This window comes from Mucilaginibacter pallidiroseus, from assembly GCF_007846085.1.
GTDB classification, from domain to species: domain Bacteria; phylum Bacteroidota; class Bacteroidia; order Sphingobacteriales; family Sphingobacteriaceae; genus Mucilaginibacter; species Mucilaginibacter pallidiroseus.
The window spans coordinates 67341-84099 of the sequence record NZ_VOEJ01000002.1; the positions used below are offsets into that span (position 1 = coordinate 67341).

Sequence of the window (16759 nt, forward strand, 5' to 3'; positions counted from 1 at the left end):
CAGTTAGCTGATCCAACCCGCCATTATTCTCCAATTTATCATCAGCGTAACAATAAAAAAACCTGTACTTATTCTCATAATCATTTTTATTGCTACACCAACTTAAGTAACATGTCCAAGGTAGCAATGCAAATCGTAACCGTTATTCGACCGAGAGTAAACTAAATGCACACATGCAAATTAGCTAAGAGCAAGTGTGCATTAGCGTTGGTTATCTACTGGATTGTGACCTTCCTTATCACGTTCCTGATGTCGGTAACAAACAACGCCGTTTCACTGTTTGATAGCGCGAGGTTAGCCGCTACAACGTCAGCGTTCAGGCCAACACCATCTCGGCCATCGGCCGCCCCTAAAGGTTTACATACCGTAGTAATTACACCGTCTTTTATTTTTTTAACGGCATTACCATCAACAATATATAGCGTCTCGCCGTTTTTGGTGACTGAGATACCGCTTATAAAAGTAAAGGGCACGTTTGGAAAAAGCTTTGTAATAGTTCCCTGAGCGCTTACTTTGAACAACTGCGTAGCCGTACTTACATATTTCACACCATTAGGACCTAAACCTATACCTCTAAGTGTTTCATAAGAAGCAAGGAGGGAAGTGAAGTCAACTAAATTCCTTTTGATAGTTGTTCCGGTGATGTTACCTATAGTTTTACCGCCTACAAACCACATTATACCTTTGCTGTCTTGTTCCATATCCAAATTTGAGTCACTGTTGGATACCCTGTTGTACACATCTATGCCTTTTGCCTTATTGTAAATTCTGATGCCATAACCAGTAGATACGATATACAGTGTGCCACCTGGCGAAATAGTAACGGCTTCTGGTAATAATCCCCCACCTGTGTCCGTATTATACGAAAGAGGCACTGTGGATACAATATTTTGAGTGGATATTTTACGTATCGCGCTGTTAAAGAAATCCGCAATATATAAGCTGCCATCGCCACTTACAGATATACCATGCGGTTTCCAGAATTTTGCTTTCGGTCCGGGGCCATCTACCAAATTAGGCGGTTGGCTTTCTGCATTAAAGATGCCGGCTATTGTCCGCACTGTATATAACTCTGGCGTAGCAACGGCACTCAAACTTTGTGGAGCGTTGGTAGCTTCTGATTGTAAAATCGCGTCCGGAGAAGCGCTCTCTTTTTTGCATGCCGACAATACACAAGTAATTGCAACTAAAAATAATATGTATTTTTTCATAGTGATAATTTCATGCAAAAAACGGATTATAAGCAATGAAAAATAAGCTAAGCGGATGTTGTACCTCGATATGTGTATCTAACGCGTTCTGCAACCCCATCCAGGTAAAAGTTGGATAAAACCTGTGCAGATTTACACAGTAGCAAGGTATGCAGCTTTAGAAGCATCTATTATTGCACGGCCAAGATGGTCGTTTTCGGACAAGATGAAATACTTAACCTGGTTGATACCTTTATAAACGATTTAATGGTGAAGGGTTTGTCCTTTATTTTAGCATAGACAGCTAAAAATTAAAAGCCCGTTTTCATGCGAAATACGAGCTTTTAATTTTTTTGATATTCATTTTCAGCGGAGAGGGAGGGATTCGAACCCTCGATGCACTTTTGGCGCATACACACTTTCCAGGCGTGCTCTTTCGACCACTCAGACACCTCTCCGGGGCCTTTTCAAGGGGAGTGCAAATGTAGCAAATACCGCCAATAAAAAAACGGGGCCGGATTTTAAACCCGGCCCCGCCTCAAAACGAAAACTTTAACTCACAAAAACTAAACTTATGTACTTATTTTAAACTACTATTATATAGAGCATATTTACGGGCAAAGGTTTAACCGGTATATAAAATTATTGATGTTTGCGCATCTATTTTTTTTACCTTACGTTTGCTGCGGATTGCCGGTTACTGTAATGCTGAACATCAACGAGATTAAGAAACCCATTGCGTCAGAAATTGATGTTTTTGAGGAGAAGTTTAAAGCTTCCATGCGTAGCTCGGTGCCGCTGCTGGATCGTATTACCCACTATATTGTAAAGCGCAAGGGTAAGCAAATACGCCCTATGTTCGTGTTTTTTGCAGCTAAACTTGCAGGTGGTATCAACGAGGCTACTTACCGTGGTGCAGCCCTTGTAGAATTGCTGCACACTGCTACTTTGGTACACGACGATGTTGTTGACAACTCTTACCAGCGTCGTGGTTTTTTTTCTATCAATGCTTTATGGAAAAATAAGATTGCCGTTTTGGTGGGCGATTACCTGCTATCAAAAGGATTGTTGCTGTCTATAGATAACGGCGATTTTAAATTGCTTAAAATAGTATCTGAAGCTGTTAAACAAATGAGCGAAGGCGAACTATTGCAGGTAGAAAAAGTACGCCGTATGGACATCAGCGAAGATGTTTATTACGATGTTATCCGCCAAAAAACGGCATCGTTAATTGCTTCATGTTGTGCCTGCGGGGCGGCCTCTGCCGGTGATGATGACGAAACGATCGAAAAAATGCGCCTGTTCGGTGAAAAGATAGGCATAGCATTCCAGATCAAGGATGATATGTTTGATTTTGGTACCGACGATGTAGGCAAGCCGCTGGGTATCGACATTAAAGAAAAAAAGGTTACGCTACCGCTGATCTATGCGCTTAACAATGCTGATAAAAGCGAAAAACGCAAGATGATTGATCTTGTTAAAAACCATAATGATGATTCTAAAAAAATAGCGCAGATCATTAGCTTCGTGAAGGAGAAAGGCGGCCTGCAATATGCCGACACGCAGATGAAGCGTTTTACTGAGGATGCCTTTGCTATTTTAAATACCTTCCCACCAAGTGAGGCCCGCACCGGGCTGGAGCAACTGGTGCGCTACACCACCGAGCGCGACAAATAATCTCCTGTCATAATGCCCTTAGCCTGGTTATGTTAACTTAAACTTGTTAACTTCGTGCAATGCATTCCTTCGACCTAAGTTTTCTTAAATTCGGGGTATTTGATATACTGGATGTACTGATAGTTGCATTTATAATCTATCAGTTGTACAACCTGATCAGGGGTACCATCGCAGCCAATATTTTCATAGGCCTCATAACCATATACTTATTGTATAGGGTGGTGAATGCGCTCGAAATGCGTTTGCTTGCCGGCATACTTGGCAAATTTGCCGAGGTTGGCATCATAGCAGTTATCATCGTTTTTCAGCAGGAAGTAAGGCGTTTCCTGTTATTGGTAGGTAAAAACGCTTCGCTACAACGCAATAAGGCATGGTGGAAATATTTTTTTGGCAAAGATGATGCTGAAAAAAACAACTATGCACGCATCAAACCAATTATTGATGCCTGCAAAACCATGAAACAGAGCCGCACGGGTGCCCTTATTGTTTTTACCAAATATTACGACGAACAATTTTACCAGAACAGCTGCGAAGTATTAGATGCCAAGATATCCAAGCGTATGCTGGAAAGCATTTTTCAAAAAAACAGCCCCCTGCACGATGGCGCTGTCGTGATATCTGAAAACAAGATAAAATCTGCGAGCTGTATATTGCCAGTTACCGAAAAATCTGACCTGCCTGCTCAATACGGGTTACGGCACCGCGCAGGTATTGGCGTTACCGAGGCTAATGATGCCACGGCTATAATTGTATCAGAAGAAACCGGCGAAATATCGTACGCCAAACAAGGCCGCATTAAAATGGACCTTAGTTTTGCCGAACTTGAAAAGCTATTAAATAAAGATTTTTAAGCAGGTATTAAGGAGTTACCTTGGCAATCTTTTTAGGCGCCCCCATATTGGTACCCACTATCGGCATTTTCGAAAAACCATCTATTTTCTTTACAGGAGTGTTAGCGTTATCTTCTGTTACCTGTACGGGCATCTTGTAACCGTCAACGGCCACTATTAATGGAGCGTTGTTAGGCGATATTCTTGTGATGTCACCACGGTTGGCCAAAGCCGGGAACGGATTAGGCTTTACCAAATCATTTATTTTGGAAAGCGTACGCCAGCTGCTATCCTTTTTAAGATCAAATTTTGGATTAAACAACCCATCAAGCGGTTTTACCGGTTTAATTTGAGCAGAGGCAGCGCTACCTGCCGCCAATAACGTTAGAAAGAATAATGCCTTCTTCATGAGCGTGACCGTTTAGTTGTGTAAAGTTAGCTAATCATTTAACCAATAACGTGTTAAATAGGGTTAAAAAGTGTTAAATACAAAAGCCGCTCCTGTTAAGGGGCGGCTTTTAGCGTGTATTAAGGTTAGGGTGTAGGCTTATTCCGCTGCATTTACATCGGCAATACCTTTGTCAGCAGCAGTTGCTGATGCGGCATCATTTAGCTTTGTACGCTCGGCTTTAATATTTGTTAGCAGGGTTACCACTTGCGGGCCAACACCGTATTTTTTGTACTTGGCACCAAAATCAGCAATGGCTTTAATGCCGGCTTGTGCATAAGCAGGGTTTTGCACACGGGCAGTAAAATCTGCAAACTTGCGCATAATGTTAACCTGTGTTTGCGGCTGCCCATTTTTAAAGGCATCGTAAACATAGTTCCACTGCTCATCGCTGCCACTGGTTGCGTAAGTATTTAAAACAGCTTGCTTTAAAGCGCCTTGGCTGTCTTTCTCGTATTGTTTAGCCAATGGCATAGCCTCGGCAGGGTTTAACAAACTAATTGCTGTTAAAGCAGCGCCCTGCACGGCGTATGATTGGCTGTTTAATGATTGCTTGAACAAGTTCATGTTGCCGGCAGCTTTAAGCTTGCCTAAAGCTGTAAGAGCTGCCGCTTTTACAAGTGTATTTTCATCTATTTGAGCCAGATTTACCAGTATAGGCTGGGCAGCGTTTCGTACATCATCATTTGTTAAATCGGCAGCTTTAATGGCTTTTATACGCAGCTCGTAGTATTTATCTTTCATCGCAGCAATGATTACGCTACGCGCACCTTTGTCGGTTTGCTTTTTACCGGCGGCTGTAATGGCTTCAAACCTGTCCAAAAATAGCGGGGCATTAAAGTATTGAAATACGTACTCCTCTAAAGTTTTGGCATCTGTTTTTTGCGTAAGGATAACCTTATCGCCGTCAACGTTAACTAAGTCTGGCTTCGATGCAACTTTAAATGTTAATGTATCAGCTTTGCTGCGCATCCAAACGTTATAGCGTGTTTTCTTACCGCCCGCGTAAATATCAACGGCCATTGGCAGGATAAAGGCATTGCCATCCTGGTTTTGGGCCAGGTAAACGGTTTGCGTTTTGGTAGCATCATCATATTTATAGCTGATGTTTAATACCGGATGGCCTGCGCCATAGTACCATTGGTTAAAGAACCAGTTAAGGTCGCGGCCGCTGGCTTCCTCCAAAGCTAAACGCAATTGCTGCGCTTCGCCGTTTTTGAAAGCGTTTGATTTTAGGTAGATGTTTAAGCCCTTATAAAATGCAGCATTGCCAAGATAGTTACGCAGCATGTATAAAATACGACCACCTTTTTGGTAGGTAACCACATCAAACACATCCTCCTTATCATTATAGTGGAAACGAACAAGATTTTTGGTTTTGGCATCCGGCTGGCTCAGGTAGTTAACCATATCCTCATAAATATGCGCATCGCCGGCATCTTTACCATATTTATACTCGGCCCAAAGGGTTTCGCTAAAATCGGCGAATGACTCGTTTACTGTTAAGTTGCTCCAGCTTTCGGCAGTCACATAATCGCCAAACCATTGGTGGAAAAGCTCGTGCACAATGGTGCTTGGCCCCTGCCCGTAATAGGTATCCAACAATTCGCGCTTAGTAGCTTGCACATAGTCGCCATGCAGAGTTGCACTCGTATTCTCCATTGCACCACTTACATAGTCGCGCACAACAATTTGTGAGTATTTGTTCCACGGGTAATCAACACCTAAAGTTTTTGAGTAAAACTCCATCGCCTCGGGCGTAAAGCCGAAGATATCTTTAGCGTAAGGTGCATATTTAGGCTCCAGGTAATAGCTTACTTCCTTGCCTCTCCAGGCATCTTTGGTAATCTTAAAATCGCCAACTGCCATCATAAACAGATATGGCGAATGCGGCAATTCCATTTTCCAGGTATCGGTACGGGTACCATCAGCATTAACCTTTTGCGAAGCTAACCTTCCGTTAGATAGCGTTACATACTTATTAGGCACGGTCATGCTAATTTCGTCTGTAGTTTTTTGGTTGGGCTTATCAATTGTAGGGAACCATGCAGATGATCCTTCGGTTTCGCCCTGGGTCCATATTTGCGTTGGCTTATCTTTCTCGATACCGTCCGGGTTAATAAAGTAAAGACCTTTAGCATCGCTGATGGCCATGCTTCCTTTTGATTTTAACTCGTTTGGTTTAGATGTATAGTCGATGTAAACGGTATAGCTTTCGGCATTGGTGTATGTTTTATCAAGCTTTATGTTAACCGTTAAGCTATCGTACGTAAATTTAAGCGGTATATTTTTTCCATTTTTTACAATGGCAATGCTTTTTAAGTCCATGCCTTTTGCATCAAGCCTAAGGCTGTCGGTTGGGTAAAAGTGAGGTTTCAAAGTAACCCACTCTTTCCCATACAGATAACGTTTTTTGTAATCGAAACGCACATCCAACTTGGTGTGCACCAGGTCGTTTATTTTTGTCGGGGTCTCGCGGTAAATTTTAAATGCGGCGCTTTCCGCCGGTGCCTCTGTTTGCGCCCGTGCACTGTTTAAGGCAAAAGCACTGATACTGCCGGCTAACAATGCGGCGTACAAAGTTTTCATATTGTTAATAGTTGGGGTTAATACGTAGTAAAACCTAAAATTATAGGATTTATCCGGATCTAAGACAAGCAAAAAAACTTAATGTTACAGTTAATACCTTTTAAATATTAAATTAGCCGTACCAATTATACATCAATCATTTACCTAATATTAATATTATGCATCGCCGTAGTTTTTTAACAAATACTGCTATTGCCGGTACTACGTTTTTAGTAGGCTCATCTTTACAGGCATCAGCCGGAATATTTACCGGCGCACCTAACAAAAAAATTGTTTTAGGCGTAATGGGCGTAAATGGCCGTGGCGATTTCCTGGCACACAAGTTTGCCGGCTTGCAGGACGTTGAGATAGGCTATATATGCGATGTAGACAGCAATGCGATGGAGCGATGCATAGCGGGTATTGAAAAAGCCACGGGCAAACGTCCCGTTGGTATTAAGGATATCAGGAAATTGCTTGAAAAGAAAGATCTTGACGCGCTGGTAATTGCCGCGCCCGATCATTGGCATGCGCCGGCCACCATCCTGGCCTGCCAGGCTGGTAAACATGTTTACGTTGAAAAGCCATGCAGCCACAACCCGCGCGAAGGCGAAATGGCTATCGAGGCAGCAGCAAAATATAAACGACTGGTGCAAATGGGCAGCCAGCGCCGCTCGTTTACCAATGTGCAAAAAATGGTCGAAGAGTTGCACCAGGGTGTTATCGGTCGTGCATATTTTGCAAGGGGCTGGTATGCTAATAATCGTAAACCTATAGGCGTTGGCAAAGTGGTACCTGTGCCCGCTAATTTAGATTATGAACTTTGGCAGGGTTATGCCCCGCGCAGACCTTACAAAGACAACCTGATACACTATAACTGGCATTGGAACTGGAACTGGGGCACCGGCGAGGCGCTCAACAACGGTACACATGAAATTGATGTAATGCGTTGGGGACTGGGCGTTGATTATCCTGAAAAGATAACATCATCGGGAGGGCGCTTTGCATACAAGGATGACTGGGAAACGCCGGATACACAAACCATTATGGTTAACTTCCCTAACAACACGGCTATATCATGGGAAGGGCGCAGCTGCAATGGGTTTAATAGTGAAGGCGTTGGCCGTGGCGTTGTATTCTACGGCGACAAGGGAACTATTTACTACGGCGGGGGCAACAGCTATACCGTTTATGACCTTGATAACAAACTTGTAAAGGAAATTAAAGACGACACCAAGGTTGACCCTACCAATAAAGTAAGCCCTACCGAAATGCTTGACAGGGTGCACCTGCAAAACTTTATCAATGCCATACGCGGCGAAGAGAAATTAACACAAGATATCATTAGCGGGCATAAATCAACCGTGATACCGCAACTGGGTAATGTAGCGCAGCGCGTTGGCCGCGTGCTGAACCTCGATCCGAAGAACGGACATATCCTTAACGATAAAGAAGCTGCCAAACTATGGGGCCGTGAGTATGCCCAGGGCTGGGATTTGAAAGTTTAACGTCAACCATCTACCAAATACTATGAAAAACCTAAAGACGATTTTATTGGCTGCAAGTATTGCTGCAGGTGTACAAACCTCACAGGCTCAAAACGGCTATACCAACTTATTTAACGGCAAAGATCTTAAAGGCTGGAAAGTGCTTGCGGGCAAGGCCGACTATAAAGTGGAAAACGGCGGCATAACCGGCACAGCCGTATTGAACAGTGGTAATACCTTTTTAGTAACCGAAAAAGAGTACGGCGATTTTATTTTGGAGCTTGATGCCAAAACCGAAAGTACCTTAACCAACTCGGGCATACAGTTAAGAAGTCATTACAACCCTGCAGGTAAGGATGGCAAAGGCCTTGTTTATGGTCGCCAATGCGAAATTGACCCGAGCGACAGGCAATGGACCGGCGGCATTTATGACGAGGGCCGCCGCGACTGGCTTTACCCTATGGAGCTAAACGGCAAAGCAAAATCTGCCTGGAAAAATAGTGCCTTCAATCACATCAAAATTGAATGTATAGGTAACACCACCAAAACGTGGATAAATGGCGTAGCTACTGCAATGGTAGTTGACACGGTTGATATAAAGGGCTTTATTGGCTTGCAGGTGCACGCTATTGAAAATGCAACGCAGGCCGGCAAAAAGGTATATTTTAAAAACATCCGCATTAAAACAACTAACCTTAAGCCCGAGGCCTTTAGTAAAGATGTATACGTAGTAAACCTGCAGCCCAACAACTTATCGGCCTACGAAAAGCAGGACAGGTGGAATTTATTGTTTGATGGTAGATCGTCGGCCGGCTGGCGCAGTGCCAACAGCAACAGTTTCCCTGCAAAGGGTTGGAAAATTGGCGATGGCATGATAAGCGTGCTACCATCAACCGGCGGCGAAGCTACTAATGGCGGCGATATTATAACCGACAAACAATTCGCAGCGTTCGACCTGTCGTTCGAGTTCAGGATGACAACAGGAGCCAACAGCGGCGTTAAATATTTTGTAACCCTGTACGAGAAAACCGTAGGCTCGGCCATTGGTCTTGAGTACCAGGTATTGGATGATGCAGTACACCCCGATGCCAAACTTGGCCGTGATGGCAACCGCACGTTGGCATCTTTATACGATTTAATAACAGCGAAAAAGCAACCCCGCTTTGTGCACCCCATAGGCCAGTGGAATACGGGCCGGGTAGTGGTATATCCGAATAATCATGTGGAACATTATTTAAATGGCATAAAAGTACTGGAGTACGACCGTGGATCGGCCGCTTACCGCGAGCTTGTTGCACAAAGCAAATACAAGGTATGGAAAGACTTTGGCGAAGCGAAAGAAGGCCACATATTGCTGCAGGATCATGGCCACGAGGTAAACTTTAGAAGTGTTAAGATAAAAGAGCTTAAATAAAACAGGCTCCATTTAATAAGTCTTCGACAGGCTTATACTGACGCAACACAAAGTGTCATGTTAAGCCTGTCGAAGCACTTGCCGCTTGGCTAACTCGTTGAAAAGCTTAGTCGGAGGTTATCACTACAAATCATCATTTAAGTACCTTACTCAAGGTTTTCTCAGAAATTTTGCAATATTTGGACTATGCAAAACGACTTGACCGCGGTACAATTACTTCGACTTTTCCTGGAACCCCACTTTGCCAATGTAAGTATTGTACCTCACGGACTTAACGCTGAAACAGGTCGGCCGACACTTAAGATCTCCGGTCTTAGGAATAAGAAAGAAGGCCGCGTGTTTATCGACGAAGCAATACTGCTTGACTTATTAACAGCACCCAACATGGAATCGATTTTTCAGGGCCTGCTGGATATGATGCTCGAACAAACCGAAAAATAATATTCGAATTACCCCTTCTTCTCTTTCTGCAATCGTACACCCACCGTCCGAATCCGAACGTTTTGCAGATATTAAATCATTATAATTGCTTGATTATAAATAATTTAAAAAAATGGCACGGCTTTAATGTAAATTAGTGGCTATCTAAGCTGCATCTATAAATTACACCTTTAAAGTGATTGCCATGATTAAAAATTTCCTACTTGACGATATACTGATAACAGCATACGATGTAAGTGGCCACGGCGTAAATCCACAACTGTAAACCCTGCTATAATTTCAGGAGCGAATAAGCAAACTATAACCTTTTAATACATGTTGGGCAACTATTTAAAAATGGCGTGGCGCGTTCTTGTTCGCCAAAAAGTTTTCTCTGCAATAAATATATTCGGCTTGGCTATAGGTATGATTTCCTGCCTGCTGATAGTGCAATACATCAGCTTTGAACTAAGTTTTGATGACATGCACCAAAACGGGGCAAACATATATAGGGTAAAACAGCAAACCATTAAGGAAGGTAACATTATTGAAAATTCGCCCAAAACATTTGCTGCGGTAGGGCCGGCCATCAAATCGGAGTTGCCTGAGGTTTTGCAAATGGCCAGGATATCTAAACTGGAAGGCCAGGTAAGCATCGCCAGCTCCAAATCGTCATTAGTTTTTAATGAGAAGAGGCTATACCTGGTTGACGCTTCATTTTTGAAAATGTTTTCTTTCCCTTTGATAGAAGGGACAACCGCTGCACTTGATGCACCCAACACGGTAGTCATAAGCCAGGCTATGGCTACTAAATATTTTAATGGGCAACAACCAATCGGAAAGACGCTACAAGTTCAGCAGCAAATATCGGGCACTAATATTACTGCAACCGTCACGGGGATTTGCAAAAATGTTTCTGTTAACTCACACCTGCAGTTTGACATGTTACTGTCTGCTCCTAACAACGCCGGCGATTGGGTATACCCGGATTTTTATACCTACCTGCAATTGACACCCGGTACAAACCAGCAAATATTTGAGGCGAAGCTCAACGGCTTTATACACAAAATAGCGGGCAATAGTGCTAATAACGCAAGTTTTACACTTGGCAAAACAGATCTTTCAAAAGTCAATCTTGCATTACAACCTTTGCGCGATATTCATTTATACTCGGGCTTCGGGCAAGATATCAGTACACCAGGTAACGGCAAAATGGTTTGGTACCTCGGCTTAGTAGCTGCATTAATATTGATAATTGCCTACGTCAATTATATCAATTTATCTACCGCCAAAGTAGTTGAACGGGCACGCGAAGTAGGTGTTAGAAAAGTGTTAGGCTCGCAAAAATCACAATTAATAACACAGTTCTTATTTGAATCTGCATTGGTTAGTTTTTTCAGCGTAATACTTTCGATAGTTGCCGTGATACTGGTTATGCCATTGTTTAGTAACTTATGTGGTGAACAAATGCAATTTACACTTTATAAAGATCCCGTTTTGTTACCTGGATTTTTATTGATAGTGTTTGCGGGCATCATATTGTCGGCCATATACCCGGCGCTGGTACTGGCTAACTACAAACCTGTGCACGTGCTAAAAGGCAAATTTGCAAGCAGCGCAAGCGGCCTTATGCTACGAAAATCCTTAACCGTATTTCAGTTTGCTGCTACTATTATAGTTATGATAGGTACGCTTGTAGTATACAGGCAGGTTAATTTCATGAAAAGGTCCACCAATGGGATGGACATGAAACAAACGCTTGTTGTGCTTGCGCCGCAGGTGGTAAGAGCCAATGATGACGATGCCCGTAGCTATGCCCTAAACGACAGCGCTTTTCGTACCGAAGTAATGCGCAGTCCTCGGGTACAAAGTGCAACAGCATCCTCGGCAATACCCGGGCAGGATATTGACTACGTAATGTCATACATCAACTCATCAGGAGGTGCAAAAGGCAATGGCGTAAGGCTGCCTACCCTTGAAATAGGAAGCACGTTTGTTAAGCAGTTTAAGGTAAAAATGTTAGCGGGTAGTAGTTTTAAGTTCGACCCAATGGCCAGGCGACAACCAATGATCCTGAACGAGGCTGCCGTAACGTCATTAGGATTTAAAAGCCCACAGGATGCCATTGGCAAAATCATCAATACAAAAAATGGCCGTGGGCGCGTATTTGAAAATGAGATTGTAGGTGTAATGAAAAATTTTCATCAAACATCGTTAAAGGATGCTTTTACGCCCATTGTTTTCAGGGAGATTGACCCCTCGAGTATTACCCATTACGAAATCAAGATAAACACTGCCGATATGCACGCAGCCATTTTGCAGGTCGAGCAAGCATATAAACGCACCTTTGCAAATGCTGCATTTGATTACTTTTTTCTTGACGAATATTTTAATCAGCAATATAAAACTGAGCAACATTTTGGGCAGGTGTTTGGCCTGTTCTCTGGCTTCGCCGTACTTGTGGCTTGCCTTGGTCTATTTGGGCTTACAATTATCACAATTAACCAGCGTATTAAAGAAATTGGTGTGCGCAAAGTCTTAGGCGCTTCGGTAGCAGATATTTTGACGTTGATAACCAAAGACCTTGTTATGCTTGTAGCTTTAGCAAGTACAATTGGTTTGCCGGTAGCCTACTGGGTTTGCAATGGTTGGCTTCAAAGCTACCATTTCAGGATAGAAATTAACGCCTGGCTACTTGCATTGCCTGTATTAACCGTGCTTGTAATTGCATTAGCAACTATTAGCTTTCAAAGTGTAAGGGCCGCACTGGCTAATCCGGTTAAAAGTTTACGTACCGAATAATTTATGACATGATAAAGAAACGAATTTTTATAATAGTTACAACTTTCCTATTTGGGCATATCATCTCTGTTGCCCAATCCTCTGTACAAAGCAGCGACACCCTTAAGCGGCAAATTAATCTGGTAGAAAGCAACCTCGCCGGCTCGGTGCGCACAACCGATCAAAAGCCATGGACAATTCAGGAACGTATGGCCTTTTACAAGGTGCCGGGTGTTACGGTTGCCGTAATTCGCAATTACAAATTGGCGTGGGCTAAAGGTTACGGATGGGCAGATGTCGCCGCAAAAATCCCGGTGACCGAAAAAACGCTTTTCCAGGCAGCTTCGGTAAGTAAATCATTAAATGCTGTTGGCGTATTAAAGTTGGTTCAGGAAGGAAAGATCGACCCGGATAAAGACATCAACTATTACCTTAAAAGCTGGAAATACCCTTATGACTCTGTATCTAAGGGGAATATCATCAATATCAAACACCTGCTAAGCCATACCGGCGGCATAAGCGTGCATGGGTTTGGTGGCTATAGCGTTACCGACAGTTTGCCCACTATTGTACAGGTATTGAATGGTACAAAACCGGCCAATTCTGAACGTATAAGATCATTAACGGCGCCCGGTGCCAAGTTCGATTACTCGGGCGGCGGTGTTACAGTTTCGCAATTGATACTAACCGATATTACCGGGCAACCGTATGATACATACATGTATAAAAACGTACTGAAACCAATGGGCATGGATAACAGCAGTTTTACCCAGCAGCCAGCCAAAAACAGGGCTGCCTTACTTGCTACAGCGTACAGCGCCGATGGTAGTGAAGTTAAGGGCAAATATCACATTTACCCGGAACAAGGCGCTGCCGGTTTGTGGACCAACCCAACCGACCTGTCTAAATACATTATTGAAACGCAGCTGGCGTATGAGGGCAAATCGGCCAGGGTACTTAACCAGCAAACAACAAAATTGAGGCTTACCCCCTATTTAACCGGCGGCGCACTGGGCGTATTTATTGACAGCCTTGCCGACGGTGTTTATTTTCAGCATAGCGGCGGCAACGAGGGCTTCAAATGCCAATATTACGGCAGCCTGCAGGGAGGTAATGGTGTTGTAGTTATGATCAATTCTGATAATGCCGGCATCATTGGCGAAATTGTAAACAGTGTTGGTAAGGTTTATGGTTTCAAGGGGCTTAATCGCTCAAAGGTATATACAGAGGTAGCCGTAGATGCAGCTGTTTTGCAAACTTATGTGGGCGAGTATGAAATGAAGCCGGGCTTTATTTTAACGGTAACACGCGAAGGCAACAAACTTTTTGCACAGGGAACCGGGCAAGACAAGATCGGATTATTTGCTGAAGCGCAGAACAAATTTTTCCTGAAAAATATTCCTGTTGAACTGGAGTTTATTAAAAACAATAAAAACGAAGTAATTACCTGCCGAGTATTTCAGGGCGGTGTTATTGATGCCAAAAGGATCAAATAATTGACTAACATAAGGCATTGAGCCCGGCGTTAAACACGGCGGGCTTTTTTTGTGCCCAGCCCATATCACCGCCATGGTACGTCCTGATTTAATATTTAATGAATAATTAAACTGCTCGTTAATCTCGATATATTTGGCTTGCATCTAACAAACTAATTCATGATAAAAGCTAAACTACTGGTATCTGCCATAGCTATGATCGGCACCTTCGGTACTGCAAGCGCTATTGACGGCCCAAAAAAGCCTGTGGCAAAAACACCTGTCGATTACGTTAACCCAAACATTGGTAACATAAGCCATATGCTTGTGCCCACCTATCCTACAACGCACCTGCCAAACAGCATGATGCGTGTTTTCCCGGTAAGGCATGATTACACCACCAACTATATTGGCGGCCTGCCACTGATAGTTACACAACACCGGGCCGAATCCAGCTTTAACTTTTATCCTTACCAAGGTGCCGAAAGCGGCATATCGCCCCAAATGAATTTGAGCTACGACCAGGAGCAAGTTACACCGTACCGTTACAAGGTATATCTTGATGAGTTAAATATAGGTGCAGATTATGCCCCATCGTACCAAAGCGCGGTTTATAAAATAACGTTTGATAAAGCCGGTACCCCTTACCTGGTTTTTAATTGCAGGCGCGGAAAGATCACGGCCAATGGCAACGTAATCAGTGGTTCCAAAGATTTAGGCAACAAAACTACCGTTTACCTTTATGCAATTACAGATGCTACGCCGGTTAAGGTAGGCGTACCTGCGGCTGGCGGCGTTACCTGGAATGCCGAGCCAAAGGCTGCCATTGCGTTGCAATATCCGGCATCGACAAAAAGTATCGGCATGCGCTATGGCGTATCATTCATCAGCATAGAACAGGCTAAGAAAAACCTGGAGCGCGAAATAAAAGGCTTTGATGTAAATGCCGTTGCAGCTGTTGGGCGTGCCATATGGAACAATGCGCTTGGTAAAATTGCAGTGTCGGGCGCGTCTGATAAGGAAACAACTGTATTCTACACATCGCTTTACCGCACTTATGAGCGCCAAGTAAATATCAGTGAAGACGGCCGATATTTCAGCGCGTCCGACGGGAAGGTGCATAGCGATGAAGGCCACCCATTTTATACAGATGATTGGCTTTGGGATACATACCGTGCTGCGCACCCGCTGCGCATACTGATTAATAAAGATGCTGAGAATGACATACTACGATCATACATATTGGCGGCACAGCAAACCGGCCAAAACTGGTTACCCACCTTTCCGGGTGTGGCTGGCGACGAACGTGGCATGAACTCCAACCACGGCATTGCTAGTATTGCCGATGCCTGGAACAAAGGTTTACGAGGTTTTGACCTGGCTAAAGCTTATGAGGTAAGCAAGGGCGCTATAGAAGACAAATCACTTATCCCATGGTCGCACGCTGTACCGGCAGGCGAGCTTGATGAATTTTATAAAAAGAATGGCTACTTCCCTGCACTTAAACCGGGCGAAGAAGAAACCGTGGCCAACGTTAGCAAATGGGAAAAGCGGCAGCCAATTGCCGTTACACTCGGTACATCATTTGATGAATGGTGCCTGTCGCAAATTGCGCAAAATTTGGGCAAGGCTGATGAGGCAAAACATTACCTGAAGGCATCATACAATTATCGCAATGTGTTTAACCCCAAAACAGGATTTTTCCACCCGAAAGATAAGGATGGCAAATTTATTGAACCTTTGGACTATCGTACATCTGGCGGGCCGGGCGCAAGGGATTACTACGACGAAAACAACGGATACATATACCGATGGGATGTACAGCACAACATAGGCGACCTGGTTGCTTTGGTAGGCGGTAATAAAAAATTTGTTGATGCACTCGAGAATATGTTTAACGAGCCCTACCCTATGGCGCGCTGGAGTTTTTACAACATCCTGCCAGACCATACGGGCAATGTTGGCATGTTTTCAATGGCTAATGAGCCCAGCTTTCACATACCCTATTTATATAACTATGCCGGAGCCCCATGGCGCACGCAAAAACGTATCCGCTCGCTGCTTGACCAATGGTACCGTAACGACCTGATGGGTGTACCCGGCGATGAAGACGGTGGCGGGATGACGGCCTTTGTAGTATTTAGCCAGTTGGGCTTTTATCCGGTTACACCGGGTTCGCCTACCTATAACATTGGCAGCCCTTGTTTTCCATACGTAAAAATGAATATGGGTAATGGTAAATACTTTGAAATTAAAGCACCGGGGGCATCATTTACAAATAAGTATATCCAATCTGCAAAGTTAAATGGCAAGGTTTGGGACAAGCCCTGGTTTAGCCATAGTGATATTGCGAACGGTGGTGTGCTCGAGTTGGTGATGGGTCCGGTAGCCAACAAAGCATGGGGCGTAAGTTCGCCGCCGCCATCTGCGGCGCCGATGCCGCAATAAATCCTTACAATAACCTATCAA

11 protein-coding genes and 1 tRNA gene are annotated in these 16759 nt (G+C 43.8%); 8 read left to right on the forward strand and 4 right to left on the reverse strand.

The window, feature by feature from the left end:
• Positions 1-215: 215 nt before the first annotated feature.
• Together FPZ43_RS04760 and FPZ43_RS04765 are read right to left on the reverse strand one after the other, a co-directional pair.
• Complete coding sequence (locus FPZ43_RS04760) at positions 216-1211, reverse strand: NHL repeat-containing protein (RefSeq protein ID WP_146380716.1); 996 nt, start codon at positions 1209-1211, stop codon at positions 216-218.
• A 349-nt stretch (positions 1212-1560) separates the two neighbouring features.
• Positions 1561-1648 (reverse strand) — tRNA-Ser (locus FPZ43_RS04765).
• A 247-nt stretch (positions 1649-1895) separates the two neighbouring features.
• Between FPZ43_RS04765 and FPZ43_RS04770 the strand changes: the two genes are divergently transcribed.
• Together FPZ43_RS04770 and cdaA are read left to right on the forward strand one after the other, a co-directional pair.
• A complete protein-coding gene (locus tag FPZ43_RS04770; protein ID WP_146381121.1) occupies positions 1896-2867 on the forward strand; it encodes a polyprenyl synthetase family protein in 972 nt (323 codons plus the stop codon).
• A 59-nt stretch (positions 2868-2926) separates the two neighbouring features.
• Positions 2927-3718, forward strand: a complete 792-nt coding sequence (gene cdaA, locus FPZ43_RS04775) for a diadenylate cyclase CdaA (protein ID WP_146380717.1) — start codon at positions 2927-2929, stop codon at positions 3716-3718.
• A gap of 7 nt (positions 3719-3725) precedes the next feature.
• On the opposite strand, the gene FPZ43_RS04780 is transcribed toward cdaA, so the two are convergent.
• Both FPZ43_RS04780 and FPZ43_RS04785 read right to left on the reverse strand, forming a co-directional pair.
• Positions 3726-4106: a hypothetical protein gene (locus FPZ43_RS04780; RefSeq protein WP_146380718.1), complete on the reverse strand. Its 381-nt coding sequence runs from the start codon at positions 4104-4106 to the stop codon at positions 3726-3728.
• Positions 4107-4244: 138 nt separating this feature from the next.
• Positions 4245-6734 (reverse strand): M1 family aminopeptidase, encoded by a 2490-nt coding sequence (locus FPZ43_RS04785; protein ID WP_146380719.1) that lies wholly within the window; start codon positions 6732-6734, stop codon positions 4245-4247.
• A gap of 158 nt (positions 6735-6892) precedes the next feature.
• On the opposite strand from FPZ43_RS04785, the gene FPZ43_RS04790 reads away from it, so the two are divergent.
• The 6 genes from FPZ43_RS04790 to FPZ43_RS04815 all read left to right on the forward strand — a co-directional run bounded on the left by FPZ43_RS04790 (position 6893) and on the right by FPZ43_RS04815 (position 16738).
• The gene (locus tag FPZ43_RS04790) at positions 6893-8221 is read left to right on the forward strand and encodes a Gfo/Idh/MocA family protein (protein ID WP_146380720.1); all 1329 of its coding nucleotides are present in this window, start codon (positions 6893-6895) and stop codon (positions 8219-8221) included.
• Between the two features lie 22 nt (positions 8222-8243).
• On the forward strand, positions 8244-9614 hold the full coding sequence (locus tag FPZ43_RS04795; protein ID WP_146380721.1) for a 3-keto-disaccharide hydrolase: 1371 nt from the start codon (positions 8244-8246) through the stop codon (positions 9612-9614).
• A gap of 186 nt (positions 9615-9800) precedes the next feature.
• Positions 9801-10055, forward strand: coding sequence for a hypothetical protein (locus FPZ43_RS04800; RefSeq protein WP_146380722.1), 255 nt, complete (start codon positions 9801-9803; stop codon positions 10053-10055).
• Between the two features lie 315 nt (positions 10056-10370).
• A complete protein-coding gene (locus tag FPZ43_RS04805; protein WP_146380723.1) occupies positions 10371-12836 on the forward strand; it encodes an ABC transporter permease in 2466 nt (821 codons plus the stop codon).
• An 8-nt stretch (positions 12837-12844) separates the two neighbouring features.
• Entirely contained in the window at positions 12845-14311 is a 1467-nt protein-coding gene (locus FPZ43_RS04810) for a serine hydrolase (RefSeq protein ID WP_261380987.1), read from the forward strand.
• Positions 14312-14470: 159 nt separating this feature from the next.
• Entirely contained in the window at positions 14471-16738 is a 2268-nt protein-coding gene (locus FPZ43_RS04815; RefSeq protein ID WP_146380724.1) for a GH92 family glycosyl hydrolase, read from the forward strand.
• The last annotated feature ends 21 nt before the right edge of the window (positions 16739-16759 follow it).

Bases quoted from the DNA above. Each gene is read 5' to 3' on its own strand.
- FPZ43_RS04780 (WP_146380718.1), bottom strand. From the start codon at position 4,106: ATGAAGAAGGCATTATTCTTTCTAACGTTATTGGCGGCAGGTAGCGCT.
- FPZ43_RS04760 (WP_146380716.1), bottom strand. From the start codon at position 1,211: ATGAAAAAATACATATTATTTTTAGTTGCAATTACTTGTGTATTGTCG.
- FPZ43_RS04810 (WP_261380987.1), top strand. From the start codon at position 12,845: ATGATAAAGAAACGAATTTTTATAATAGTTACAACTTTCCTATTTGGG.
- FPZ43_RS04770 (WP_146381121.1), top strand. From the start codon at position 1,896: ATGCTGAACATCAACGAGATTAAGAAACCCATTGCGTCAGAAATTGAT.
- cdaA (WP_146380717.1), top strand. From the start codon at position 2,927: ATGCATTCCTTCGACCTAAGTTTTCTTAAATTCGGGGTATTTGATATA.
- FPZ43_RS04785 (WP_146380719.1), bottom strand. From the start codon at position 6,734: ATGAAAACTTTGTACGCCGCATTGTTAGCCGGCAGTATCAGTGCTTTT.
- FPZ43_RS04790 (WP_146380720.1), top strand. From the start codon at position 6,893: ATGCATCGCCGTAGTTTTTTAACAAATACTGCTATTGCCGGTACTACG.
- FPZ43_RS04800 (WP_146380722.1), top strand. From the start codon at position 9,801: ATGCAAAACGACTTGACCGCGGTACAATTACTTCGACTTTTCCTGGAA.
- FPZ43_RS04795 (WP_146380721.1), top strand. From the start codon at position 8,244: ATGAAAAACCTAAAGACGATTTTATTGGCTGCAAGTATTGCTGCAGGT.
- FPZ43_RS04805 (WP_146380723.1), top strand. From the start codon at position 10,371: ATGTTGGGCAACTATTTAAAAATGGCGTGGCGCGTTCTTGTTCGCCAA.
- FPZ43_RS04815 (WP_146380724.1), top strand. From the start codon at position 14,471: ATGATAAAAGCTAAACTACTGGTATCTGCCATAGCTATGATCGGCACC.